The sequence below is a fragment of the Paracoccus sp. IB05 genome (assembly GCF_016405985.1).
Taxonomy (GTDB): domain Bacteria; phylum Pseudomonadota; class Alphaproteobacteria; order Rhodobacterales; family Rhodobacteraceae; genus Pseudogemmobacter.
Window position 1 is genome coordinate 22,088 of record NZ_JAEFCF010000043.1, and the last position, 23,311, is coordinate 45,398.

22 protein-coding genes, 1 other RNA gene and 1 pseudogene are annotated in these 23,311 nt (G+C 64.6%); 7 read left to right on the forward strand and 17 right to left on the reverse strand.

Annotation, left to right across the window (positions count from 1 at the left end):
* Positions 1-146: 146 nt before the first annotated feature.
* The 15 genes from JC607_RS21165 to JC607_RS21235 all read right to left on the reverse strand — a co-directional run bounded on the left by JC607_RS21165 (position 147) and on the right by JC607_RS21235 (position 16,307).
* On the reverse strand, positions 147-830 hold the full coding sequence (locus tag JC607_RS21165) for a uracil-DNA glycosylase (protein ID WP_198838802.1): 684 nt from the start codon (positions 828-830) through the stop codon (positions 147-149).
* 822 nt (positions 831-1,652) lie between these two features.
* Entirely contained in the window at positions 1,653-2,666 is a 1,014-nt protein-coding gene (trpD, locus tag JC607_RS21170) for an anthranilate phosphoribosyltransferase (protein ID WP_198838803.1), read from the reverse strand.
* Entirely contained in the window at positions 2,663-3,250 is a 588-nt protein-coding gene (locus tag JC607_RS21175) for an aminodeoxychorismate/anthranilate synthase component II (protein ID WP_198838804.1), read from the reverse strand. The genes trpD and JC607_RS21175 overlap by 4 nt, the downstream gene beginning before the upstream one ends.
* 192 nt (positions 3,251-3,442) lie before the next feature.
* A complete protein-coding gene (locus tag JC607_RS21180) occupies positions 3,443-3,814 on the reverse strand; it encodes a hypothetical protein (protein ID WP_198838805.1) in 372 nt (123 codons plus the stop codon).
* A 172-nt stretch (positions 3,815-3,986) separates the two neighbouring features.
* Positions 3,987-5,276: a calcium-binding protein gene (locus JC607_RS21185; RefSeq protein WP_198838806.1), complete on the reverse strand. Its 1,290-nt coding sequence runs from the start codon at positions 5,274-5,276 to the stop codon at positions 3,987-3,989.
* 251 nt (positions 5,277-5,527) lie between these two features.
* Positions 5,528-5,971 carry a D-aminoacyl-tRNA deacylase gene (gene dtd / locus JC607_RS21190; RefSeq protein WP_198838807.1) on the reverse strand — a complete coding sequence of 148 codons (444 nt, stop codon included), beginning with the start codon at positions 5,969-5,971 and terminating at the stop codon, positions 5,528-5,530.
* Positions 5,968-6,903, reverse strand: coding sequence for a carbohydrate kinase (locus JC607_RS21195; RefSeq protein ID WP_198838808.1), 936 nt, complete (start codon positions 6,901-6,903; stop codon positions 5,968-5,970). The genes dtd and JC607_RS21195 overlap by 4 nt, the downstream gene beginning before the upstream one ends.
* Before the next feature lie 65 nt (positions 6,904-6,968).
* Positions 6,969-7,949 carry a phosphoribosylaminoimidazolesuccinocarboxamide synthase gene (locus JC607_RS21200; protein ID WP_198838809.1) on the reverse strand — a complete coding sequence of 327 codons (981 nt, stop codon included), beginning with the start codon at positions 7,947-7,949 and terminating at the stop codon, positions 6,969-6,971.
* A 188-nt stretch (positions 7,950-8,137) separates the two neighbouring features.
* Positions 8,138-9,271 carry a primosomal protein N' (replication factor Y) - superfamily II helicase gene (locus tag JC607_RS21205; RefSeq protein ID WP_198838810.1) on the reverse strand — a complete coding sequence of 378 codons (1,134 nt, stop codon included), beginning with the start codon at positions 9,269-9,271 and terminating at the stop codon, positions 8,138-8,140.
* A 3-nt stretch (positions 9,272-9,274) separates the two neighbouring features.
* Positions 9,275-10,372: an SPFH domain-containing protein gene (locus tag JC607_RS21210; RefSeq protein ID WP_198838811.1), complete on the reverse strand. Its 1,098-nt coding sequence runs from the start codon at positions 10,370-10,372 to the stop codon at positions 9,275-9,277.
* Between the two features lie 156 nt (positions 10,373-10,528).
* Complete coding sequence (locus JC607_RS21215; RefSeq protein ID WP_198838812.1) at positions 10,529-11,254, reverse strand: DUF4241 domain-containing protein; 726 nt, start codon at positions 11,252-11,254, stop codon at positions 10,529-10,531.
* Entirely contained in the window at positions 11,251-12,210 is a 960-nt protein-coding gene (locus tag JC607_RS21220; protein ID WP_198838813.1) for a DUF2927 domain-containing protein, read from the reverse strand. The genes JC607_RS21215 and JC607_RS21220 overlap by 4 nt, the downstream gene beginning before the upstream one ends.
* Positions 12,207-13,388, reverse strand: a complete 1,182-nt coding sequence (locus JC607_RS21225) for a toxic anion resistance protein (RefSeq protein WP_198838814.1) — start codon at positions 13,386-13,388, stop codon at positions 12,207-12,209. Before JC607_RS21225 ends, JC607_RS21220 begins: the two co-directional genes overlap by 4 nt.
* A 15-nt stretch (positions 13,389-13,403) precedes the next feature.
* Positions 13,404-14,318 carry a 5-bromo-4-chloroindolyl phosphate hydrolysis family protein gene (locus JC607_RS21230; RefSeq protein WP_198838815.1) on the reverse strand — a complete coding sequence of 305 codons (915 nt, stop codon included), beginning with the start codon at positions 14,316-14,318 and terminating at the stop codon, positions 13,404-13,406.
* Between the two features lie 543 nt (positions 14,319-14,861).
* On the reverse strand, positions 14,862-16,307 hold the full coding sequence (locus JC607_RS21235; RefSeq protein WP_198838816.1) for a pseudouridine synthase: 1,446 nt from the start codon (positions 16,305-16,307) through the stop codon (positions 14,862-14,864).
* Between the two features lie 106 nt (positions 16,308-16,413).
* Between JC607_RS21235 and JC607_RS21240 the strand changes: the two genes are divergently transcribed.
* Complete coding sequence (locus JC607_RS21240) at positions 16,414-16,875, forward strand: nucleoside deaminase (protein WP_198838824.1); 462 nt, start codon at positions 16,414-16,416, stop codon at positions 16,873-16,875.
* Positions 16,876-16,935: 60 nt separating this feature from the next.
* Here JC607_RS21240 and JC607_RS21245 read toward each other — a convergent pair whose 3' ends face one another.
* Both JC607_RS21245 and JC607_RS21250 read right to left on the reverse strand, forming a co-directional pair.
* A complete protein-coding gene (locus JC607_RS21245; RefSeq protein ID WP_198838817.1) occupies positions 16,936-17,352 on the reverse strand; it encodes a CBS domain-containing protein in 417 nt (138 codons plus the stop codon).
* A gap of 25 nt (positions 17,353-17,377) precedes the next feature.
* Entirely contained in the window at positions 17,378-18,073 is a 696-nt protein-coding gene (locus JC607_RS21250) for a metal-dependent hydrolase (protein WP_198838818.1), read from the reverse strand.
* 263 nt (positions 18,074-18,336) lie between these two features.
* On the opposite strand from JC607_RS21250, the gene gatC reads away from it, so the two are divergent.
* The 6 genes and pseudogenes from gatC to JC607_RS25570 form a co-directional block, all read left to right on the forward strand.
* On the forward strand, positions 18,337-18,624 hold the full coding sequence (gene gatC, locus JC607_RS21255) for an Asp-tRNA(Asn)/Glu-tRNA(Gln) amidotransferase subunit GatC (protein WP_198838819.1): 288 nt from the start codon (positions 18,337-18,339) through the stop codon (positions 18,622-18,624).
* A gap of 2 nt (positions 18,625-18,626) precedes the next feature.
* Complete coding sequence (gatA, locus tag JC607_RS21260; protein WP_198838825.1) at positions 18,627-20,111, forward strand: Asp-tRNA(Asn)/Glu-tRNA(Gln) amidotransferase subunit GatA; 1,485 nt, start codon at positions 18,627-18,629, stop codon at positions 20,109-20,111.
* Positions 20,112-20,201: 90 nt separating this feature from the next.
* Entirely contained in the window at positions 20,202-20,990 is a 789-nt protein-coding gene (locus tag JC607_RS21265) for a hypothetical protein (RefSeq protein ID WP_198838820.1), read from the forward strand.
* The gene (locus JC607_RS21270) at positions 20,987-21,649 is read left to right on the forward strand and encodes an N-acetylmuramoyl-L-alanine amidase (protein WP_370584912.1); all 663 of its coding nucleotides are present in this window, start codon (positions 20,987-20,989) and stop codon (positions 21,647-21,649) included. Before JC607_RS21265 ends, JC607_RS21270 begins: the two co-directional genes overlap by 4 nt.
* Positions 21,650-21,683: 34 nt before the next feature.
* An RNA gene (rnpB, locus tag JC607_RS21275) (RNase P RNA component class A) lies at positions 21,684-22,104 on the forward strand.
* A gap of 586 nt (positions 22,105-22,690) precedes the next feature.
* A pseudogene (locus tag JC607_RS25570) lies at positions 22,691-23,311 on the forward strand (transposase); the annotation flags it as partial.

Sequence of the window (23,311 nt, forward strand, 5' to 3'; positions counted from 1 at the left end):
GGGCAGCCTCCGTCTGGGACAGTGCGGGATGCCCCGGCGGAGCGCGCCGGGGGTTTCACACCCCCGGACCCCCGTGGAGTATTTCCATCAAGAGGAAGAGGCGCTCGTTGCCTGTTCTAACCGGCTGACCGGCTGAAGGAAAGGCTTCAGGCGGACCAGTCGATGCTGGTCTCGCCCCGGGCGGCCAGCCAGGCGTTGGTCTGGCTGAAGGGGCGGGAGCCGAAGAAGCCGCGATAGGCCGAGAGGGGGGAGGGATGTGCGGATTCGAGGAAGAGGTGGTTTTCCCGGGGGAGGCGGGCGCAGAGTTTTTGCGCGGGGCCGCCCCAGAGGAGGAAGGCGCGGGGGCCGTCCTGGGCGGTGGCACTGAGGATCTGGGCCGTGAGCGTGTTCCAGCCCCAGCTCTTATGGCCAAAAGCCTGGCCCACCGGCACGGTGAGGGTGGTGTTGAGGAGGAGGACGCCCTGTTCGGCCCAGGCGCTGAGGTCTCCGTCGGCTTTGCTCTGACCCGTGTCGGAAGCGAGTTCGGTCAGGATGTTTTTCAGCGAGTCGCGCGGGGGCGCGCCGGGGGGGAAAGAGAAGGCGAGACCCCGGGCGCGGCCTGGCGTGTGATAGGGGTCCTGGCCGAGGATGATGACGCGCACTTTCTCGCGCGGGGTCAGGGCGAGCGCGCGGAAGATGTTCTGTGCTTCGGGTTGCCAGCCGGGAGAGGCCGCGAGGCGGGTCCAGAGCGCGGGCCAGTCGGTCCGGAAGAAGGGAAGCGAGGCCCAGGATTCCGGGATTTCGGGGGAGGCGGGGATTTCGGGGCAGGCGGCGATTTCGGGCGGGATCATCTCGGGTTACCTCGGGGCCTGGGCGGTGCCCGGCCGGTCGGTCGGCGCGGGCTGACGCTGTTCCAGGACTTGCGTTGCATGTGGTGCAGCGGCGGGCGCCGGGAAACCTGCATGGGCCGGTTTGTCTGGCGGAAAAGTGCATGTACCCAGGTCAGAAACTCCACTCAGGCGTGATGCATTTCGGGCGGCCATGATGTGGAGGTGAGCTTTCGCATCCTCCCCGGCAGGCCCGGCGGCAGGGGCAGGCGCTGCCTGCGGCATTTTTCGCGGCGACAGCTTTATCAGGATCTCACCGGGCAGGTGCCGCCAGTCCGGGCCATTTTCGAAAGACGTCAGACGCAGGCCGGGTCGGCCGGGCTCGCCTGTCAGCCGAGGGTTCAGCAGCGGGCGCCGCCGGGGCGCCGGATCTGTCGGATTGCCGTTGCGCGGCGCGCTGCCAGGAATGTTGCGAAGCCCCTCCCGGAAGGGGGCGATGGTGGGGAGGGTCGGGATATTCCCACCAGTCGCAGGGGGCCGGGCCGGGCCGGAGGAGTGGTGATCCCTGGGATTTTGGTCCCGCCCGACGGCGCGCAGCCCGTCGGGCGGGGGGCGGTCTGATGCGCGAAAAATCAGTCTGGGAACGGGGGGCGGGTGGCGGCCCGATCCGGTTTTTGCAAGGATGGAAGGGTGGCTATAGTGCCGGGCCTGCTCATGATATGCGACGGGCTGCCGCAAAAAGCGCTGGTCCGGCCAATCGCTTTCGCCTTGCGGGCGTGCAAGAGGGGGAAGGAGGCGCTCCGCCACCTTCCTGCGCACTGTGGTCAGCGGCACGCCGGAACGCCCTCAGGCATTCGACACCCTCACCAGGGCCTCCAGCTTTGCCTTTGCCGCGCCGCTGTCGATGGCGGTGCGGGCAAGCTCTGCGCCCTCTTTCAGGGTCGCGGCCTTGTCGGCCACCACGAGGGCCGCCGCAGCGTTCAGGAGGACCGCGTCACGATAGGCCCCCGCCTCGCCTTCGAGCAAGGCCCGCAAGGCTGCGGCGTTTTCCGCAGGATTGCCGCCCATGATCTTCTCGAACGGATGGTAGGGCAGGCCGGCATCTTCCGGATGCAGGGTGAATTCGCGGATCTCGCCCCCCTCCAGCGCCGCCACTTTGGTCGGCGCGGCAATCGAGATCTCATCGGTGCCGTCGCCGCCATGCACCAGCCAGGCCTTGACGCTGCCAAGCGCGCGGAGCGTTTCGGCCATCGGGCGGATCAGCGCTTCGGAAAAAGCGCCGGTCAGCTGGCGGGTCACCCCGGCCGGATTGGTCAGCGGCCCGAGGATGTTGAAGATGGTGCGGGTGCCAAGCTCGGTCCGCACCGGGCCGACATGACGCATCGCCGGGTGATGCATCGGGGCCATCATAAAGCCGATGCCGGTCTCCCTCAGGCAGGTCTCGACCTGTTCCGGTGCGAGCATCACATTGAGGCCAAGCTCCGTCAGCGCATCCGCCGCGCCCGATTTCGAACTGAGATTGCGGTTGCCGTGTTTGGCGACGGCGACGCCGGCGCCCGCGACGACGAAAGCAGTCGCGGTCGAGATGTTCAGCGTGCCCTTGCCATCGCCGCCGGTGCCGACGATGTCCATCGCGCCTTCGGGCGCGCGGACGCGGTGGCTTTTCGCGCGCATCACGGCGCTGGCGGCGGCATATTCATCGACCGTCTCGCCACGGGTGCGCAGCGCCATCAGGAAGCCGCCCATCTGGGCCGGTGTCGCGGCGCCCTCGAACAGCGCGTTGAAGGCGGCTTCGGCCTCAGTGCGTGTCAGCGGGCGGCTGGCGGCAAGGCCGATCAGCGGTTTGAGAATATCGCTCATGCGGTGACCTTAACGCCTGCTTCTTCGAGGAAATTCGCGAGCAGCCGGTGGCCGTGTTCCGAGGCGATGGATTCCGGGTGGAACTGCACGCCCTCGATCAGCTTTTCGCGATGCCGGAGCCCCATGATGGTGCCGTCCTCCAGCCAGGCGGTGACCTCGAGGCACTCGGGCAGGCTCTCGCGCTCGACGATCAGGGAATGGTAGCGGGTGGCCTCGAACGGCGAGGGCAGGTCCCGGAACATGCCCTGGCCCGCGTGATGCATGGAGCCCATCTTGCCATGCACGATCTCATGGCAGCGCACGACCTTGCCGCCAAAGGCCTCGCCAATGGTCTGATGGCCAAGGCAAACCCCCAGAAGCGGCACATCGGCCTCATAAGCGGCGCGGGTCAGGGGCAGGCAGATCCCGGCCTGGGCCGGATCGCAGGGACCGGGCGAAAGCACGATGGCCTCGGGGCGCAGCGCCAGCGCTTCCTGCACCTCAAGCGCATCATTGCGCTTCACCACCACATCGGCGCCAAGCTCGCCGAAATAATGCACCAGATTCCAGGTGAAACTGTCGTAATTGTCGATCAAGAGCAGCATATGTCTTCACCCTCCAGGCCCTGGCGGTTCCGTCGCGGTGGTCGGCGGGATGCGGCCGGGAGGTGCCCGTGGGCCCAGGTTTGGGCTCCGGTCTCCTGTCCGGGCGGGTATCGGCCCCGGGGAACATGAGACGCTTATCGCGCATCTGCCGGGGGGGAGCAACTGCCCCCGCACCCGGCTTAGCCGGTCTGATCAGTCTCTGGAATTGACGAAGCCGCCGCCGAGGCCGAAGTCGATATTGCGGGTGCCGATATTGTAGCCGAAATTCGCATCGACATAGCCGCCATCGCCGACATAGGAGATGCCGAGATTGGGGCGCAAAGACTCGGAAGCGAAATGGTAATCCAGCCCAAGTGAACCGGCCGAGTGATCTTTGTCGCGGTCGGTGAAGATTTTTGCGCCAGCGGCGAGGCCACTGTTGGAACCGCTGCCAAACACCCAGCTCAGGCCGATGCCAAGCCCGGCATCACCGGCTTGCGCGGGGGTGGAGGTGCCGGGAACGACGCCGGCGATAAGGGCGCTCAGCGCAAGGCCGAGCCCGAAAGCTTTGCTGATTTTGGTCATGGCGTGTCTCCTGCCCGATCGCAGATCCTGTCTGAGGGAAGCATGTATCCCCCTGGATCTGGCATTGATTATGGCCGGAGCTTAGACCATTTTGCCCGGGTTGGAAACCCTCACGGCGGGGACAGGCGGGGGCTTTGCCCCGGATCAGCGAGGCGAAGCCGGGGGGGCAGGTTCAGAAGATCAGGAAGTCAGTGGCGGAAACCGCGAGGCCCGCGACCGGTGCCGCGAGGGTGGCGATCAGCACAGCGGCGCCGGCGCCATTGCCGTCGGCATCATACCAGATGGTATTGTCTGAGGTGCGATGCAGGAACCGCACATTGGCATTGGCCGCGACATTGGTGGTGCCGGCCTGGAAGGCTGAAGCAGCCAGGGCACCTGCCACCAACCCGCCGCCAAAACCCGCCGCCGAGACCTGGAAGAAGTCATTATTGCCACCGGCATTGGCAAAATCCATGATCAGATCGCCACCATCATCAGGGCTGAGATACTGGAACACATCATTCCCGGTGCCGCCCGCCAGCGTATCGGCCCCCGGACCGCCGCGCAGAATGTCACTGCCATCGCGCCCGTGCAGCCAGTCAGCGCCATCTTCGCCGGTCAGCACGTTATTGCCGTTGCTGCCGGTGAGGATGTCATTCGACTGCGAGCCGAAGACATTCTCAAAGCCGAAATAGGCATCCCCAAGCGCCTGGCCCGAATTCGGCCGGCTCAGATCCAGCGCCACGATCACCGATCCGCCATTGCGGAAATCCAGGACATCGACGCCGTCACCCCCGTTGAAGGTTTCGGCGCGGTTCGGATTGCCGATGAAGACATCATTGCCGGCCCCGCCGGAGACGGTGCCATTCATAATCCCACTGCACGTGTCGACAAGATCGGCGCCACTGCCGAGAATCACATCGCCGGTGATGGTGCCGCTGTTGATGATCCGTATCGTCGAGGTGCTGCTCTGGGCCGTTATCGCGGCTTGCAGCCCGCTGATGGTTCCGGAGTTGAGCAGAACGCCAAGCCCTGCGGGGCCGGAGAGATTGAGATCCAGGCCGACCCTGCCTTCGATCAGACCGCGATTGGTGATTGAGTTGATGTCGCCGCCGGATATGAGCCGCAATGCGCTGTGGCTGGCAGAGACGATCGAGCCGTCATTGACGACGCGATTGCCGGTTCCCACCATGAATACGGTCGAAAATCCGGAATTTGACGAGGTGAGCGTGCCGGTGCTGCCCACAAAGAGATAATGGCCGCTCAGGGTCGCATCTATGCCATTTGCAAAACGGATTGCAGAGTTATGGGCGGCAAGCTCACCATAGACAAAGGCGCTCAGATTGCTGCCCACATCACTGGAAATCGCGCTGCCGCTTGTTGAAATCACGGTGGCGAAGCGGGAGACAAAGATGCTGTCTCCATCCGCAAGGCTGTATTGTACGCCTGTGCCGATACTGGTTGGGGCATTGATCAGGGGCATTGCAGGGCTCCGGATGAGGGAAGGACCGACTCGGGGATAAAGCTGATCGGGCAGGGGTCAGAGCAGGGAGGCGCAAAGGCATTGGCAAGCTGCTATGCGGGGAGGCGCGCGGCGGCGCCGGTTTTCCCGCAGGACAGAAATCACCAGGCCGCAGGCAGACCTGCGGTAGTCCGGCGCCATCTGGCGCGGCGAAAATCTGAAAATCAAGCGTTTTATGCAGGGCAGGGCGATCGGTGCAGGGCGGGCAGGGCTCAGCCCGCGGCGCTGTCGATCCAGATGGTGACCGGCCCGTTATTCGTCAGGCTCACCGCCATATCGGCGCCAAAGATGCCCGTCTCATTTGGCACCCCTTCGCGGGCGAGACTGGCCGCGAAATGCTCATAGAGAAGCTTGCCCTCTTCGGGCGGCGAGGCGGTCGAAAAGCCCGGCCGGTTGCCACGCAGATCGGCGGCCAGGGTGAACTGGCTGACAACCAGCGCCGAGCCGCCGATATCCCTGACCGAGAGATTCATCTTGTCCTGGTCGTCTTTGAAGATCCGCATCTTCGCGATTTTCGCCGCCAGTTTTGCCGCCACCGCCTCGTCATCGCCCTGCATGGCGCAGATCAGGATCATCAGCCCGGGACCGGAGCGCCCGACCACCTCGCCCGCCACCGCCACTTCGGCGCGGGTGATGCGTTGCAAAACCGCTCTCATCCGCACAGTCCGATCTCATGCGCCCAGGGCGGATTGGCGCCGGCGCGCGAAACGGTGACGCCGGCGGCCCGGATCCCGAGGTCGAGACAGGCATCTGTCTGCGCTGCCGTCAGCCCGGCCAGCCGCGCGCGGCTCAGCGCGCCTTCACGGGCAAGGCCTGCGAGGAAGCCGGCATTGAATGTATCGCCCGCGCCGACCGTATCGACCACCGTGACCTTCCCCGCCGGGCGGCGACGGCTGCCGCCTGCGGAAAACGCCCGCGCGCCCTCGGCGCCTTCGGTGATCAGCACCAGCGCCGGCCCCTGCGCGAGCAGGCGGGCAGCAAGCGCCTCAGTCTCGCCCGCACCTTCCAGCCAGTGGAGGTCTTCATCCGAGAGTTTGACGATATCGCTTTGCGCAATCATCCGGCTGATGCGGGCGCGATAGGTCGCTTCCTGACCCGCGATGAACCCAGGACGGATATTCGGGTCGATCATGATCAGCCGGCGCCCGGCCTCGCGCGCCAGCAGCGCCTCATAGCTTGCGGCCGCCGGGTCATTGACCAGCGAGATGCCACCGAAAAACAGCGCCTGGACCCGGTCGGGCAGGGCCGGAAGATCCGTTGTCGCGAGCATCCGCCCGGCGGTGGCCTCGTCGTAAAAAGCATAGCTCGCCTGGCCATCGGTCAGTTTGACGAAAGCCACGGTGGTCGGCCGGTCTGAACGCGCAAGCAGGCTGGTATCGACCTTTGATGCCGTCAGCGTATCCGCCAGGATCTCGCCGAGCATATCGGTCGAGACCCCGGAAAAGAAGCCCGCCGGCGTGCCGAGCCGTCCAAGCGCGATGGCAGTGTTGAACACCGCCCCCCCGGCATAGGGCGCGAAACAGGCCTCTCCCGCGGTCGAGACCCGCGGCAACATGTCAATCAACGCCTCACCACAGCAGAGAATCATCGCAGCCTCCCGGTTTCCCTGTGCATTGTTAGCGCAAACATGATGCCGGTGTCAGGATGTCACTGTCAGGCGGTGAAATACGGCGCCAGATTGGCACGCACCCGCGCCAGCGGCGTTTCACCCGAGCTGTCGGGGCGGAAGGTCTCGCCGGTGATCCGCTCAAAGGCGGCGATATAGACCTCAGCGGTCTGCGCGATCATTTCCGAAGGGATGTCCGGCACCGGATCCTTATAGGGATCACAGCGCGCCGCGACCCAGGACCGGATCACATCCTTGTCGAAAGACGGCGGGCGGGCGCCGGTGGTCAGCGCTTCCTGATAGCCTCCGGCGATCCAGTAGCGGCTGGAATCCGGGGTATGGATCTCATCGGCAAGCAGGATCCGGCCCCGGTCATCCAGGCCGAATTCATATTTCGTATCGACAAGGATCAGCCTGCGCTCTGCTGCGACCTTCTGGCCAAAGGCAAAGAGGGCCAGCGCCTTGTCCGAAACCTCATCCCATTGTGCCTGAGTGAGGAGCCCCTGGGCGACGATCTCCGCTGCCGTCAGCGGCTCGTCATGGCCGCCGTCAAAGGCCTTCGAGGTGGGGGTGATGATGGCCTCGGGCAGGGCCTCATTATCGCGCAGGCCATCGGGAAGGCGGTGGCCATACATCTCGCGCGCGCCGGCCTTGTACCGGGTCAGAACCGAGGTGGAGGTGGTGCCGGCGAGATAGCCGCGCACGACGACCTCGACGGGCAGAATGCTGACATGGCGCCCGATCACGACATTCGGATCGGGATAGGCCACGACATGATTGGGACAGATATCGGCGGTGCGGTCGAACCACCAGCGCGCGGTCTGGGTCAGGACCTGGCCCTTCCACGGGATCGCCGCCAGAATGCGATCAAAGGCCGAAATCCGGTCCGAGGAAATCAGGATCCGCCGGCCGTTCGGGAAAACTGCATCTGCAGGCAGGTCGTAGCAGTCGCGCACCTTGCCAAAATAGGGCGAGGGCAGTTCCGGAATGCGCGCCTCGCTCAGCACGCGGGAGAGATCAATCGACATATGCGCCTGCCTTCCTCTGGTGACGCGGCTGCTATGAGCGCCGGGCGCGCCCATGTCAACGCCCGGAAGGGGGCGCTGCCCCCAGGCCCTTGCAGGGCCTCCCCCGGAGTATTTTGATCAAGAGGAAAAAGCCGGCTTCCTCTTGACCTAAATACTCCCGCCGGAGGCGAAGGCTGGCAAAGCCCGGCTCAGTCCAGCCAGTCGAGCGCATTGCTGCCAATGCTGATATCGCCGTCCTTCATCAGATAGAGCACGGCGCCCGCAACCAGGGCCGCCGCCACAGCCGCGAGTGCGATTTTCCAGACCGACCACGGGCGCTGGCCCTGGACTTCGCCGGTCTGGCCATTGACGAGGAACTGATAGCTTTTGCCGTTGTATTTATAGGCCGCCATCCAGATCGGCAGCATTATATGTTTGAAGGTTTCGCCACTGTAGTCGGTGTCGATGCCGGAGATCCGCTGTTCATCACCGCCGATGTCGCGGCGCACATCGGTTTCGATCACGCGGGCCATTTTCTGCTTTGATTGCAGGCTCGCGGGTTCCAGCGGCACTGTATAGCCCTCGGCCGAGAACCCGGCCAGATAATCCGGCGCATAGGGGACAAGCCTGGTCAGATCCCAGGGATCGAGCTCATTCGCATAGCGCGCCGGAACGCTCAGCGAGGCCAGCACTCCGACATCATCGAAGTCGCGGGCGACGTGGCCTGAGACCGGGGTCCAGCGGATTTTGCGCTCCTGGCGGGTCTCGCGTTTGCCGTTCACCGTGACCGTGCGCGAGACGTAATAGGCGTCACCCCTGCTGCCGGAATAGCGTGAGCGGGTTTCGGCATCAAAGGTCCACCAGGGCACATAGACGCCGTTCATCGCCCGTCCGCGCCTCGTATATTCCAGCAACCGGTTCGGCGCGAACCAGAGCGAGCCGAGCCATTTCACCAGGGCTTCACGCGCCTCGCGTTCGGAAAGCACGAAGGGGATCAGTGCCTGGGGTTTGATCTGCCTTGTCTCGCCGGTCGAGGTCACCACAGGTGTCGCACAGAAGGGGCATTCGGTGGCATGGCTGGCACCGATCATCTCGATCAGCGCGCCGCAGGAGGTGCAGCGCGTGGTCCGCACCACTTCCATCGCCGAAGAGGACAGATCGTCGGCGAGCCCTTTGGCGAGGTCATGTTCGACCAGCGCCCGGTCCTGATCGGCGAGGGCGATATCGGGCAGGCGCTGGTGATTGCCGCAATGTTCACAGACCAGATCGCGCTGGCCCGGGGCATAGCGCAGCTGCGCGCCGCACTGGCTGCAGGGCCAGCGGTGTTCTCCGAGGGCAGGCATGGGTCAGCCTGCGGGCGGGGGCGGCGGCGGCAGATGCGAGAAGAGGCGGGCGAGTTCGGTCTCGACGGCGGGTTTCCAGCCCTCCATCCCCTGCGCCCAGACCATAGTGCCGCGTGCAAGCTGGCCCGATGCCGCGAGGCCGGAAAGCTGCGCTTCGGTATAAGGACCTTTGGTGGCGCCGTTTTCGGCAAGATGCCATTCCTTGCCAACCGGCGGCGGGGGCGGCGGTGCATGCGCGGCGGCTGCGGGCTGCGCCCCCCAGGGGCCCATATTCTGGGCCATGCCCATACCCATCGCCATGCCCGCCCCGGTCGCCATCGCCGAGCCGGCCCCCGAGGCAGGGTTGCCCATCGCCTCGGCCGCGTTGAACTGCATATATTTGTTCAGATCGCCCACCACACCCATCGAGGTGCGCTTGTCGAGCGCTTTCTCGACTTCTTCCGGCAGGCTGATGTTCTCGATATAGAATTCCGGAATGCTCAACCCGTATTCCGCGACTTTGGGGGTGATGGCACCGGCAATCAGCTTGCCAAGGTCTTCGGTATTCGCAGCCATATCCAGCACCGGGATCTGTGATCCCGCCAGCACCTGGCTTGCCGCCTGGACGATGATATTGCGGATCTGCACCGAGATCTCGTCGGCAGTGAATTCGCCATCGGTGCCGACGATTTCCGTCATGAATTTTCCGGGATCCGCGACCCGCATCGAATAGGTCCCGAAGGCCCGCAGCCGGACCGGGCCGAATTCGGGATCGCGCGCCATGATCGGGTTTTTCGTGCCCCATTTCTGGTCGTTGAACCGCGTGGTCGAGACGAAATAGATCTCGGATTTGAACGGCGACTGAAAGCCGTGATCCCAATGCTGCAGCGTCGTCAGGATCGGCATATTGTTGGTCTCAAGCTGATAGAGACCGGGGCCGAAGACATCCGCCAGCTGACCCTCATGGATGAAGACCGCCGCCTGGCCTTCGCGCACCGTGAGTTTCGCGCCGTATTTGATCGCCTGGCCGCGGCGCTCAAAGCGCCAGACCATGGTGTCGCGGGTGTCATCGAGCCAGGAGATGACGTCGATAAACTCGCCCCTGAGGAAGTCGAAGACCATGGGTTCAGCCTTTCTGTCACGCGCGGGCCGGCGGCGCCGCATCTGCCTTTGTCAAAATAGCGCGCATGCGCCCGGATTGAAGGGGAAATTTCGCCCGGCGGGGCCTGATGTCGCTTTGTTCATCGCTGATCCAGCCTGCATCTTCCCGCGCGCCGGTCATGACGTGCCGCAGTCCGGAGGGAGGAGCCAGTCGCCCTCTGCGTTTTTGCCCATGAAATCGGCAAAAAGGGCGACGGTCTCACCAGTGGCCGACCGCAGCCGCGCGACCGGATAGCCGCCATCGCCCCAGCCGGAGGATGCGATGGGAATCAAGGTTTTGTCGGGCAGAGGCAGGATATGGCCGACCACCCAGACTTCACCGATCATCCTGTCGAACCAGCCATTATAGAGATCTTTTTCCGGGCCGAGGATCCCGGCCGAGCGGGTCACGGCCGCTGCCATGGATCTGTCGAAAAAGCCCGCAAGCCCGGTATCGACAGGGATTGTAGCAACATCATCGCCACAGGTCGGGGCGGCATCGGAAAAGACCAGCAGCGCCTTCGAGACGCGCCCTTCGTCCTGGTCAAGCGCCAGTAAAAACCGTGCCTCGCCGGCGGGCACCTCGATCCAGGGCAGATCCCAGGCGTCCGACCAGGTCAGCGGATCAACCGCAATCACCCCGCCCGGGGCGAGGGTGATCCGGCCCGCATCACGGAACTCAAGCGCGAAATCCGATTGCGCCTGCAACCAGCCAAGGCTGCCGGTCTGTGCGACCTCTGCCGGTGACATTTCAGCGCCTGGCGGCTGTTGTTCGGCCAGGAGCGCGTCTGGCACTGCTTCCTGCGCTTCGCCCGCGCCGGCCAGCAGCGCGGTCACGGTCAGAAGGCAGGAAAACCGGATCAAGCGCCACTCCCGAGCAGTCGTTGTGCGATGCGCCTCACCACCGGGACCGCTTCTGCCTCGGACATGCCCGGCCACAGTTCCGGATCATAAAGGATCTTCAGCATCAGCTCGTCCAGTTTGGTCAGGAGCGCGAATTCCTCGTCATCATTGAAGATCGAGGGCCGCGCGCGCGGGCTGTCATTGGCGAGCCCGAGGCCCTGCGCGATTTCCTCATGATAGCAGGATTGCCGCAGAAGATCGGGATGTTCGGCCCGGACCACGGCCACCGCGCGGCGGTAATTGCCGCTGTCCCCGTCCGAGAGCGCATAGACGAGGCAATAGGTGGTCTGGGCCATGCCGGTCACATCGGCCACATCCTGGGGGCTGAGGCCGGGAAGCTCGCGGCGCAGGATGGGGCCAAGCTGTTCGCGCTCGTCTTCCGAGACGACATGCAGGGTGAAATTGCCGCCCTGATCGACAAGTGTGATCGGGTGGCCGGTCAGGCTGGCAAGGCGTTTGATATAAGAGGCGATCCGCGCGCGGTCGGTGGCGCGGCGCTCCTGGGGGACAGAGGCGCCGAACTGGATCTGAAACCGGATCGGCACGTCCCAGCGGCGCAGGATCGACGCGGTTTCACCGCGCGCAAACGCCCCGCCGGCGCGACTGTATTCATCGTAAAGCGCTATGCGGATGAAATTTTCAGCGAGAATGCGGGCGTCGAAAGGCGTATCCACACCGCCGCCATCGGTACGCAGCAATCCCTGCGAGAGCAGCGCGTTCTGCACCTGGGCGTAATAGGCGCGGGCCGCAGCACTTTTCGGTGTCTCGGGCGTCACCGCGACCGGAACAGCGGGTCTGGGCGGCGGCGGGCCGATCCGTTGCGGCGCCTGGCCGCCCGAGGACACACAGGCGGAAAGGCCCGCCACCAGCAAGGTGGCAGGCCAGAGGGGCAGTCGCTGGCGCCGGGCTGGCGTCATGATTGCGGCTGTGCGGCGGGCGCGGTGCTCCGCGCCCGGGCCGAAGCCAGCGTTTCGTGCAGATCGGTTTCCATCTTCTGCAGCTCGACCTCGGCAGCCGCGCGCCTTGCCTTGCCCTCATCGGCGATCTGCAGGCTTTCATTGATGGTGGCGATCAGCGTCTCATTCGCGTGTTTCACCGTTTCAATGTCGAAGACGCCGCGCTCCATTTCCTCGCGCACGGTGCGGTTGGCCTGCTGAAGGTTCTCGGCATTCGATTTCAACAGCTCATTCGTGAGATCATTGGCGTCGCGGATCGACTCGGCTGCCTCTTTCGACCGCTGGATCGTCACGGCCTGGGCGAGCTGCGTCTCCCAGAGCGGCACGGTGTTGACGAGGGTCGAGTTGATCTTCGTCACCAGCGATTTGTCGTTTTCCTGCACCAGCCGGATCGAGGGCAGAGACTGCATCGTGACCTGGCGGGTCAGTTTCAGATCATGCACCCGGCGTTCCAGATCATCCCGCGCCGCGCGCAGATCGCGCAGCTCCTGCGATTTGATCATCTTGTCATTCTCGGGTGCAGCCGCGACCTCGGCCTCTTTCGCGGGGATAGAGGTGGTATCGGTCTCTTTCAGCTTGGCCTCGCCTGCGGCGATGTAAAGCCCCAGTTCGTCATAGAAATTCAGGGTTTTTGCATAAAGCAGGTCCAGCGATTTGATGTCTTTCAGAAGCTTCGTCTCATGGCCGAGCAATTCGCCCGTGACCTTGTCGATCTGGCTCTGGACATCTTCATATTTCGCAACGAAATCCGCGAAAGGCGCAGCGCGGCCCAGCAGACGCTCCCACCACGAGCTTTCGCGGCGCAGGTCCAGCTCATCGGTCGAGAAACCGCGAATGGTGGTGACGATTTTGCGCAGGCTGTCGCCGGCCGGGCCGACATCCTTGTTTTTCACGTCCTGCAACATCTCCTGAGAGATCACCTGCAATTCAGCCTGGGCCGAAGAGCCGAACGAGATGATCGACTGGGTGTTGGTCAGATCCAGCTCGCCCATGCGCTTTTCAATCGCCGCGGCCTTGTCGGGCGAGGCGGATTCCAGGGGCACGATTTCGCCCGTCGGTTCCGGCAGGATGACAGCGGTGACCTTCTCGACCTCGGCCAGGGTGGCCTCGGCGGCGGCGCGGGTGGTGTTCTCGGTCATGGCAAAATCTCACACTTAGGAAGGGTTGGAGCCGGAAGGCGTCTCGAATTTCAGCCGGTCCCGCAGCACGGAAATCTCGATATCGAGAGTGTCGCGGTCATTGCCAAGCAGGCGTTCCGAGCGGCTGGCAAAGGTGGTTTCCAGATCGGTCAGCAGCTGTTCATAGTCTTCGCGCGCCTTCGGATCGGGGCGGATGGCCCAGAGATCGGCGAATTTCACCGTCGCGTCGCGGGCGCCTTCCAGGTAAACGGTCAGATAACGGCGCGCGGCGGTCAGATCGCCGGGATCTTCCTCGACCCTTTGCATGAGCCCTCTTGTCTGGCCGATGAAACGATCAACCCGGGCCTCAAGCTGGCGGTCGCGGGCGCGCAGGATCGCGTCTTTCATCTGCGCGAGCGTCTTCTCGGCCCCGGCCAGGGCACGGGCGACGCGGTCGGTCTGAAAACGGTCGACGCCCTCCATCCCCTTGTCGGTCCAGGGGTCAAATCCGAAGGCGCCAATATGCAGCCCGGCCCCGGCGAGACCGAAGAGGATCGGGTAAAGCGAGACGCCATGCCCGATCAGCCCGCCGGTGAACAGCGCGGCCCCGGTGGCGATGGCGCCGAACAGGATGCGCGGGATCGCGGGGCGGCGCGCGACCCGGCGGGCGTCATAGGCCGCACGGGCGCGCATGCCCTCGCGGGTGAGCCAGGCGCTCAGGATCAGACAGCCGCCTGCGATCAGGCTTAAAAGCATCGCGCCAGGCTCTTCGCCGAAAGCGGGGAAGAGGAAGACAAAGGCCGAGAGGAAGAGGAATGTGGCGCGCCAGCCACCTGCCGGCTTTTCCATCCCCGGGGCCGCGCGCGGAACTGGCGGTTGCGGGCCAGAGCCCGATCCGGTCGGTCGGGTGCCGTCAGGGCTGAATTTCCCGCCAAAGCGCTGAGCGGCCATCACATTCCTCCCGAACCGGCGACATAGAAAACAAGGGCGATCAGAATCGCCAGCGAGAGGGTGCGCAGGCCGGATTCGGACATTCTGGGTTCCGGAAATAACGGTCGGTTGCCGCAATCCTAGCGAATGGATCTGCCGCTTGCCAGTCTGAGACAGGGCATATGCGCGGGAATCTTCCGCCCGAATTCCCGGTTGTGTCTGGCCCGCGCCCTTCTGTGCGCGGTCAACCGGATCCCTGATGCCGCGATGCGGCATGGAGGGCAGGGCATTCTGGCATCCCCGCCTGGGAAGTCAGGCCACCCCGCCGCGGCAATCCCTTGATGTCGCGTGCTTATTGGTCAGGTCTCGCATCGCATCGCGGCGCCAGATGCCCGGGGCCGCGCACAAATGTACAGGCAGGCCGCATCCTGGCTGCCCGGTCGCAGGGCAGGAACCCTCCAGGCTGCGCGGTGCCTCCCATAGCGAGCGGGGTGCGAGGCTCAGAGCACGGGAAACTGCGCACGGGAAACTGCGCGCGCGAAACACGCGCACATCCTTTATGTTCTATCCTTTGCGACCCGGGCCGCCGCGGCCGGAAGGACCGCCGGGCCTGGTGGGGCCGCCGGGCCTGGTGGGGCCGCCGGGCCTGGTGGGGCTGCGCGAGGTGTGCGCGCCGGTGGTCGCCGGTGCATTGCGGGTGCTGACGAGTTTCGGGGCGCGCGGTTTGCGCGGCGCTGACCGTTCAGAGACCGGGTCAGCACCGGCAGATGCCGTCCAGCGCTTTGCCGCGCCCGGAGCCCGGTCGGGGCGCGCGGCGTCGCCCGGGCCGCGTGCGGGTGGTTTCGGCTGATAGGAACTCCCGCCAGAGCCCTCGCTGTCTTTGCGCCCGGCAGCTTCCGCCCGGTGGGTAAAGTATTCGCGTGCGGTAAGGCCAGATTTCCGCCTGGCGCTGGCCGGTTTTCCGGCCGCCTCGGTGGATGCAGCGCCGGTTGCGCGCGACGCAGGGGAGGCCGTGCGTGGGCCCCTGTCCGTGGCCGGAGGCCCCGATCTGCTCGCATTCGCCGGTCTGTCAGAGCTGGCGGCTCTGGTCGCACTTGCGGATCTGACGGGACGCGCAGCGGGAGAGGCCCGTTCGGCCCCGGCGCGATCGGTTTTGCCCGCTGCTGGTGTTCCCGGTACTGGTTTTCCGGCCCGCACCCGCGTCATCGCAGGGCGCTTGCGGGGGGCTTCTGCTGCCGCCTCGTCCGCCGCGATCTCGCCGAGCTGGTCGCGCAGCACGCGGGCCTTGACCTCTTCGACCTGACCCGGTTCCAGACTTCCCAGCCGGAAGGGGCCGTAAGAGACCCGGATCAGCCGGTTCACATAAAGGTCGATGGCATTCATCGCGCGGCGGATCTCGCGGTTTTTGCCCTCGCGCAGACCCACGGTCAGCCAGGCATTGGCACCCTGCTGACGGTCGATGGTGACCTGCATCGGCTTGAACCGCTCGCCCTCAATGGTGATGCCATCGCGCAGGATCTGCAGTTTCAGATCATCGGCCTGACCATTGACGCGAACCCGGTATTTCCGCAGCCAGCCGGTCGAAGGCAGTTCCAGCCGCCGTTTCAGCCCGCCATCATTCGTCAGCAGCAAAAGCCCCTCAGAATTAAGATCGAGCCGCCCGACCGACATCACCCGCGGCATATCCTCGGGGAGGTGGTCGAAAACGGTGTCGCGGCCTTTTTCGTCGGATGCGCTCGTCACAAGCCCCTCGGGTTTGTAGTAAAGCCAGAGCCGCGCTTCTTCCTCTTCGGGCAGCAGCCTGCCGGAAATGGTGATGCGCTCGGTTCCGGTCACGTTCAGCGCCGGGCTGGTGATGATTTTGCCATTGACGGTGACTTCGCCCGCCTCAATCAGCCGCTCGGCCTCGCGCCGCGAGGCGACGCCCCGGCGCGACAGCAGCTTGGCAATGCGCTCGCCATCGGGCGTTCCATTCGGGTCCCGGGCGGGAGGACTTGTGTTTTCCGGCATGGGAGGCGACCTTTTGAAGGAGAGCAGAAGCCGGGGGCTGGCGCCCCAGGATTTTTGGCTCGTGGCCCCCAAGGATATTTCAGGACAGATGAAAGGACAATGCGGCGTGGTCTTTCGATCCCATATGGACCTCGCGCTGGAAGAGGCGCGGGCGGCGGCCTTGCGCGGCGAGGTGCCGGTGGGGGCGGTGCTTGTCTCTGGCGCGGGCGAGGTTCTGGCCCGGGCCGGGAACCGGACGCGCGAGCTGAAGGACCCGACCGCACATGCCGAGATGCTGGTGATCCGCGAGGCGTGCCGGCGCCTTGGGCAGGAGCGGCTGGAAGGCTGTCTTCTCTACGTCACGCTGGAGCCCTGTCCGATGTGTGCTGCCGCGATTTCGGCGGCGCGGATCGCGCGGCTGGTTTACGGCGCGGCGGATCCCAAATCCGGCGGCGTGACGGTGGGCGCGCGGGTTTTCAGCCATCCGCAATGCCATCACGTGCCCGAGGTGCTGGATGGAATCGGTGAGGCCGAGGCCGGGCGGCTACTGCGCGATTTCTTTGCTGCCCGGCGCAAAAGCCAGAGCTGACCTCACGACATATTTAAAATCATGACCTCTGGTGGGGGGCTCCTCCTCCCGCCGGCCGGCTCAGGCGGTCAGCGCGCGGAAGTGCTCATACATGATGCGATATTCCGCCGGGATATCGCGCACCGACAGAAGTCCGAGGCAGGTGCCCCTGCCATCCATCACCGGCAGATGCCGGAACTGCCCGCTTTCCATCTTCGCAATCGCCTCGGCGAGCGGGTCGCTCTCGCAAACGGTAACCGGATCGGGGGTCATGGCGCTGGCAACGGTGACGGTTGCCGGCGCAAGCCCCTGGCCTACCACCCTGCGCAGCACGTCACGCTCGGAGAGGAGGCCGAGGACGCGACCTTCCGCCATCACCACCACAGCGCCGATCTCATAATGCTCAAGAACCGCAGCCGCCTCGATGATGGTGGCCGCAGGGCTGATCTGTGGCAGATCGCGGCCCCTGATGGCATCTCCGACAGAACGGATCAGCATGGCAGTCCTCCTTCTTCCGGTTGGGTCAGAACAAAATCGGCTCCAGCACCCCTGGCTCAATCACTTCGACGCCGGGCGGCAGACCGGCGCGCAACGGATCTGCAGTCTGCGCCAGCAGCGGGAAGGTCTTGTAATGGCAGGGAATTACACAGCGAAAGTTGAAGTATTTCCGCGCAGCCCAGGCGGCTCGCTCCATATCCATCGTGTAATGCCCGCCGCAGGAGAGAATGCCGATCTCCGGCTGATGCAGTTCTCCCATCCAGGCCATATCGGCCATGATATCGGTATCGCCCGAAACATAGATCGTGCGGCCTTCGCCTTTGATCATGAAACCGGCGGCGGATCCGGCAGGCAAAAGCGCGCCACCCCCGAAATCGACCGAGGCCGAATGGCTGGCATTCACCATCGTCACTTTCGCGCCGCAGCAATCGATGGTGCCGCCCTTGCCAAACCCGATGGTCGAGGCGCCCTGGCCGTTCAGCCAGACCGAGGCCTCATGGATACAGGCCACCGGAACCTGCAATTCCTGCGACAGGCTGGCGGCATCGGCGGCATGATCGCCATGGGCATGGGTCAAAAGAATATGCGTGGCGCCCGCCACCGCCTCGGCGCGCGCGTCAGCGGGGAAGACCGGGTTGCCGGTCAGCCAGGGATCCACCAGCAGAACCGCCTGTTCGATTTCGATACGGAAACCGGAATGTCCGAGCCAGGTGATTTTCACAGCATCTTCTCCTGTTCTGATTGTGCGGAAGAGACTTTACCCGCCCATTGTGACAGGTTTCCAGTCTCTTTCGAACCGGGTGGTTCGAAATGACGAGGCTGCCGTCATTTCCCCTGACAAAAATACTCCCGCCGGAGGCGCAGGCTGGCCAGAGGCGCCAGATCCGGCCTTTGTCCAACCCAGCCTTGGCCTTACCCAGCCTTTGCCTTGCGCAGCCGCCAAGCGCTCGCTAAACGGGGCCGGAGCTTAAAAGGGTCTGATCCATGTCCATCGACATTGATACCGCGCGGAAAGTGGCGAAGCTTGCCCGCATCCGGGTTGAGGAAGCAGCGCTTCCCGATCTTGCACGCGATCTCTCCGGCATTCTCACCTTCATGGAACAGCTGAACGAGGTCGATGTGACCGGCGTAGAGCCGATGGTCTCGGTCACGCCGATGCGGCTGCGCCGGCGCGAGGATGTCGTGACCGATGGCAATATCCAGGCCCAGGTTCTGAAAAATGCCCCCGAAGCCCGTGAAGGCTTCTTTGCCGTGCCGAAGGTGGTGGAATGAGCATGACCTCCGAGTCGAACAGCTGGACGATCGAAAAGGCGCGCGATGCGCTCAGGAAAGGCGAGATTTCCGCCGTTGACCTGACCATGGCCTGCCTGACCGCGATTGACGCGGGCGATGCGCTTGGCGCTTTCGTGCATAAAACTCCCGAGATCGCGCTGGACCAGGCGCGGGCGGCGGATGCGCGGCTCAAAGCCGGGGACGCGCCGTCCTTGTGCGGCATCCCGCTGGGGATCAAGGATCTTTTCTGCACCAAAGGGGTGAATTCCCAGGCGGCGTCTGGCATCCTCGAAGGCTTTAAGCCGGAATATGAGTCGACCGTCACCACGAAGCTTTTTGCCGATGGCGCGGTGATGCTTGGCAAGCTGAACATGGACGAGTTTGCCATGGGCTCGTCGAATGAGAGCTCGGTTTACGGGCCCGCCGTGAACCCCTGGAAGATTGATGATCGCAAGCTGACGCCGGGCGGCTCTTCGGGCGGGTCAGCCTCGGCTGTCGCGGCGGATCTCTGTCTGGCGGCGACCGGCACCGATACCGGCGGCTCGATCCGTCAGCCGGCGGCGTTTACCGGGATTGTGGGCATCAAGCCGACCTATGGCCGCGTCTCCCGCTGGGGGGTGATCGCCTTTGCCTCTTCGCTCGACCAGGCCGGACCTATGACGAAATCGGTGCGGGACGCGGCGATCTTTCTGCAATCCATGTCGGGCTATGACCCGAAGGATTCGACCAGTTCCGAGATTGCCGTCCCCGATTTCGAGGCCGCCCTGACCGGCGATATTCGCGGCAAAGTCATCGGCATTCCGAAGGAATACCGTCTCGACGGTATCCCGGCCGAGATCGACGCGCTGTGGGAGCAGGGCATTGCCATGCTCAGAGATGCCGGCGCCGAAGTGCGCGAGATCACCTTGCCGCATGCGAAATATGCGCTGCCGGCCTATTACGTGATCGCGCCCGCCGAGGCCTCGTCGAACCTCGCCCGATATGACGGGGTGCGCTATGGCCACCGCGCCAAACTGGGCCCGGGCGATGGCATCACCGAGATGTATGAAAAGACCCGCGCCGAGGGCTTCGGCTCCGAGGTGCAGCGCCGGATCATGATCGGCACCTATGTGCTGTCGGCGGGCTTTTATGACGCCTATTACAACCGTGCCCGCCGCGTCCGCGCCCTGATCAAACAGGATTTCGAAAAGGTCTTCGAGGCCGGCGTCGATGCGATCCTGACGCCCGCGACGCCCTCTTCGGCCTTCGGGCTGGGCGAGATGGCCTCGGCGGATCCGGTCGAGATGTATCTCAACGATGTCTTCACGGTGACGGTGAATCTTGCCGGCCTGCCGGGGATCTCGGTTCCGGTCGGGCTGGATGCCAAAGGCCTGCCGCTTGGGCTGCAACTGATCGGGCGCCCCTGGGATGAGGCCGGGCTTCTCAATCACGCCTATGTGCTGGAACGTGCAGCAGGATTTGTAGCCAAGCCGCAAAAATGGTGGTAATTGCCGCCGGATATGCGCCCGCGCCGTCCGGATTTCCGGTTGGATAACACGCCCGTGGCGCGCCGTTTTGCCGTTTGACATGAGGACGCGATGACCACCCGCAGGCAGATCATTTCGGGTTTTTCAGGTAAAGGCGCTGCCGTTCTGGGCGTTCTGGTGCTGGCGGCCTGCACGCCTTCGGTTCCCGATTCCGGCAGCGGCGTCGGCTTTCAGGATTACAACTCCTATATCCGCAACACCAATAGCGGTGCGGGGCAAACTGCGGCACCTGCCGCGGCCGCACCGGCCGCGATGGCCCCGGCCGGCACCGGTTTCGATCCCACCGCGGCGGCAGCGGCGATTGACCGCGCCGATGGCAGCACCCCGACCGCACCGGTCAGCGCAATCACGCCGAATACCAATTACGTGGCTCCCGCCAGCACCGGTGCCGCGCGTCCGCGGGGCAATGCGCCGGCCGGGATCAAAGAGGAATCGGGGGAACTGATCCATTCCAATCCGACCATCTCGGACGAGAATGATTTCACCGCCGTGGCCGCCCGCGAATCCATCGCGTCGGATGCCGAGCGGATCGCCCGAAACCGCGCTGAATATGTCGTGGTCCAGCCCGGCGCGCTGCCGGTGCGCCCTGGTGAGAGCGGGCCGAATATCGTTGAATTCGCGCTTGCGACCACCCATGCGCCGGGGGTGCAGATGTATAATCGTAGTCGCAGCTCGAAAGATCCGATGGTTGCCTGCGCGAAATACACGTCTCCGGATCTGGCGCAGCAGGATTTCCTGGCGCGTGGCGGCCCGGACAAGGATCGCCAGGGGCTTGACCCCGATGGTGACGGTTTCGCCTGTGGCTGGGATCCGCGCCCGTTCCGCACCGCATTGCAGTGACCGCCTTCCCGTCGCCGAATTTCGGCGCGCGGCGGGGCGGGGTGCGGCCCTCGCTGATCATCCTGCATTACACCGCGATGGAGAGCGCTCAGGCTGCCCGCGCGCGGCTATGTGACCCGGATTACGAGGTCTCGGCCCATTGGCTGATCGGCGAGGATGGCCGCAGCGAGGCGCTGGTCTCCGAGGCCGAGCGGGCCTGGCATGCCGGGCGCAGCTCCTGGCGCGGCATTGAGGATGTGAACAGCCATTCCATCGGCATCGAGCTCGCCAATCGTGGCACGCATCCTTTTCCCGAGCCGCAGATGGCGGCGCTGGAGGATCTTTTGCGCGGGATCATGGCGCGCTGGAACATCACCCCGGCCGGAGTGCTGGCCCATTCCGACATCGCGCCGGATCGCAAAATCGACCCCGGCCCCCATTTCGACTGGCAGCGTCTTGCGCGCCAGGGCCTCGCGCTGCGGCCTCAGAGGGGGGCAGGGGGCGAGGCTGATTTCAGCCATCTGCTGACGGCAATCGGCTATGATCGGTCACAGGAGCCGGAGCTGCTTTTGCGCGCCTTCCGCCTGCGGTTCCGCCCCTGGGGCCATGGGCCGGTTGAGATAGAGGATATCCGCCTTGCCGAAGGGGTTCTGGCCGCGATTTCCGCCGATGGCGCTTGACGACAACCAGGCAGGAGCCTAAGCCCCGCTTCGCACGGATGGCCGGATGACCGCGGGGGGCGCGCAAGCGTCGTGCCGAGGAAAGTCCGGACTCCATGAAGCAAGGGCGCCGGGTAACTCCCGGCCGGGGTAACCCGAGGGAAAGCGCAACAGAGAAGAGACAGCCGCGCCGCCGGCCTCGGTCGGAGATCGGTGCGGTGATGGTGAAACGGTGGGGTAAGAGCCCACCGCGGTCCTGGCAACAGGAATGGCATGGCAAGCCCCGCCCGGAGCAATGCCGAATAGGGGCCTCGCGCGGGGCAGGTCGGGTCCGCCCGATACCGCCGCAGGGATGCTTCAGCCCGAGAGGCCCGGGTTGGCAGCTGGATCCCGTCCGTAAGGGCGGGGGCAGAGGAATGGTCATCCAGGGCAGGCAACTGCCTGGACAGAATCCGGCTTACAGGCCATCCGTGCAAACCAGCCACTTCAGATGCCGCCAGGTCTTTGCAGGCGTGGGCAGGCTTTGATCCTGTGTCCGCCGCCCGGGCGGAATCCCGATGCCAGGAAAAACCGGAACTGCCCGGGGCGATCGGCCCCCCCGAAGAGGCAAGCCCCTGATGGGCGTTGTCGCAGAAATCCCTGCCAGGCTCAGGCTCTGTCATGAGCCGGCCAGATCCTGCCCGCGCCTGCACAGCGAACCGCAAATCCTGTAACGATGCGTCGCAGCGGCAAGCGGCTCTGCTGATCTGGCTGGACAGGGACATCTTATGCCCGAGGGCATGCGCACAGGCAATGGCGTGGATCAGCCATGCAGCGGGTTCAGGCCTCGCCGCGTGATCACTGCGATGCCTGTGGAGGTATGCCTCCTGCACCAAAGCCGCCGCCTCGTGGCGCGCGCGGGTCAAGCGGGGATTGCCCCAGTCGCCGCCAGCATACCTCATGGCTCCCAGCAGATTGAGGGGCAGGAGTTCGAACCGGATCGGGTGCATGGTTTGCAGAAGGCTGAATAGCCCCATGTTTCGTGGACGCCTTCTTTGCTAATTTTGAGGCAAGGAGGCCATGATGGGCACAGCCACTTTCAGCGACGACTTCAAGCGCGATGCGGTCGCTCAGATCACGGAACGGGGCTGCCCGGTCAGCGAGGTTTCTGAACGGCTCGGGGTGAGCAAGCACTCGCTCTATGCCTGGAAGCGCAAGTTCGCGAAGACGGTATCAGGCGAGACCGGGAAGGATGCCGAGATCCGCCTGTTGAAGCGGGAGCTGGCACGGGTTTCCGATGAGCGCGACATCCTAAATCGAGGAGGATGAGAAAACAGTCCAGTGGACTGTTTTCCCGACGAAGGGCCACCGCGTATTTCGCCAGGGATGCAAAGTGAGTGGAGCCATTGGAGCGCCATTGGTTCGAGCCCAATGGCGCCGGCGTTTGTGGCCGCGCATCGAGGGCATTTCTCCGTCCGTGCCATGTGTCGGTGCCTGCGCATCCAGCCGAGCGGATTCTATGCCTGGCTACAGGCTCCGATGAGTGCGCGAGCCCAGGAAGACAGGCGCCAGACTGAACTGCTGCGGAGCGCCTGGGCGGAGAGTGGGAAGGTCCACGGATACCGCAAGCTGCATGACGATCTGGTTGAACTGGACCTGTCCCGGTTCTGTTCCGGTCAGGTGCTCATGTTAGGCGGCCCTCTG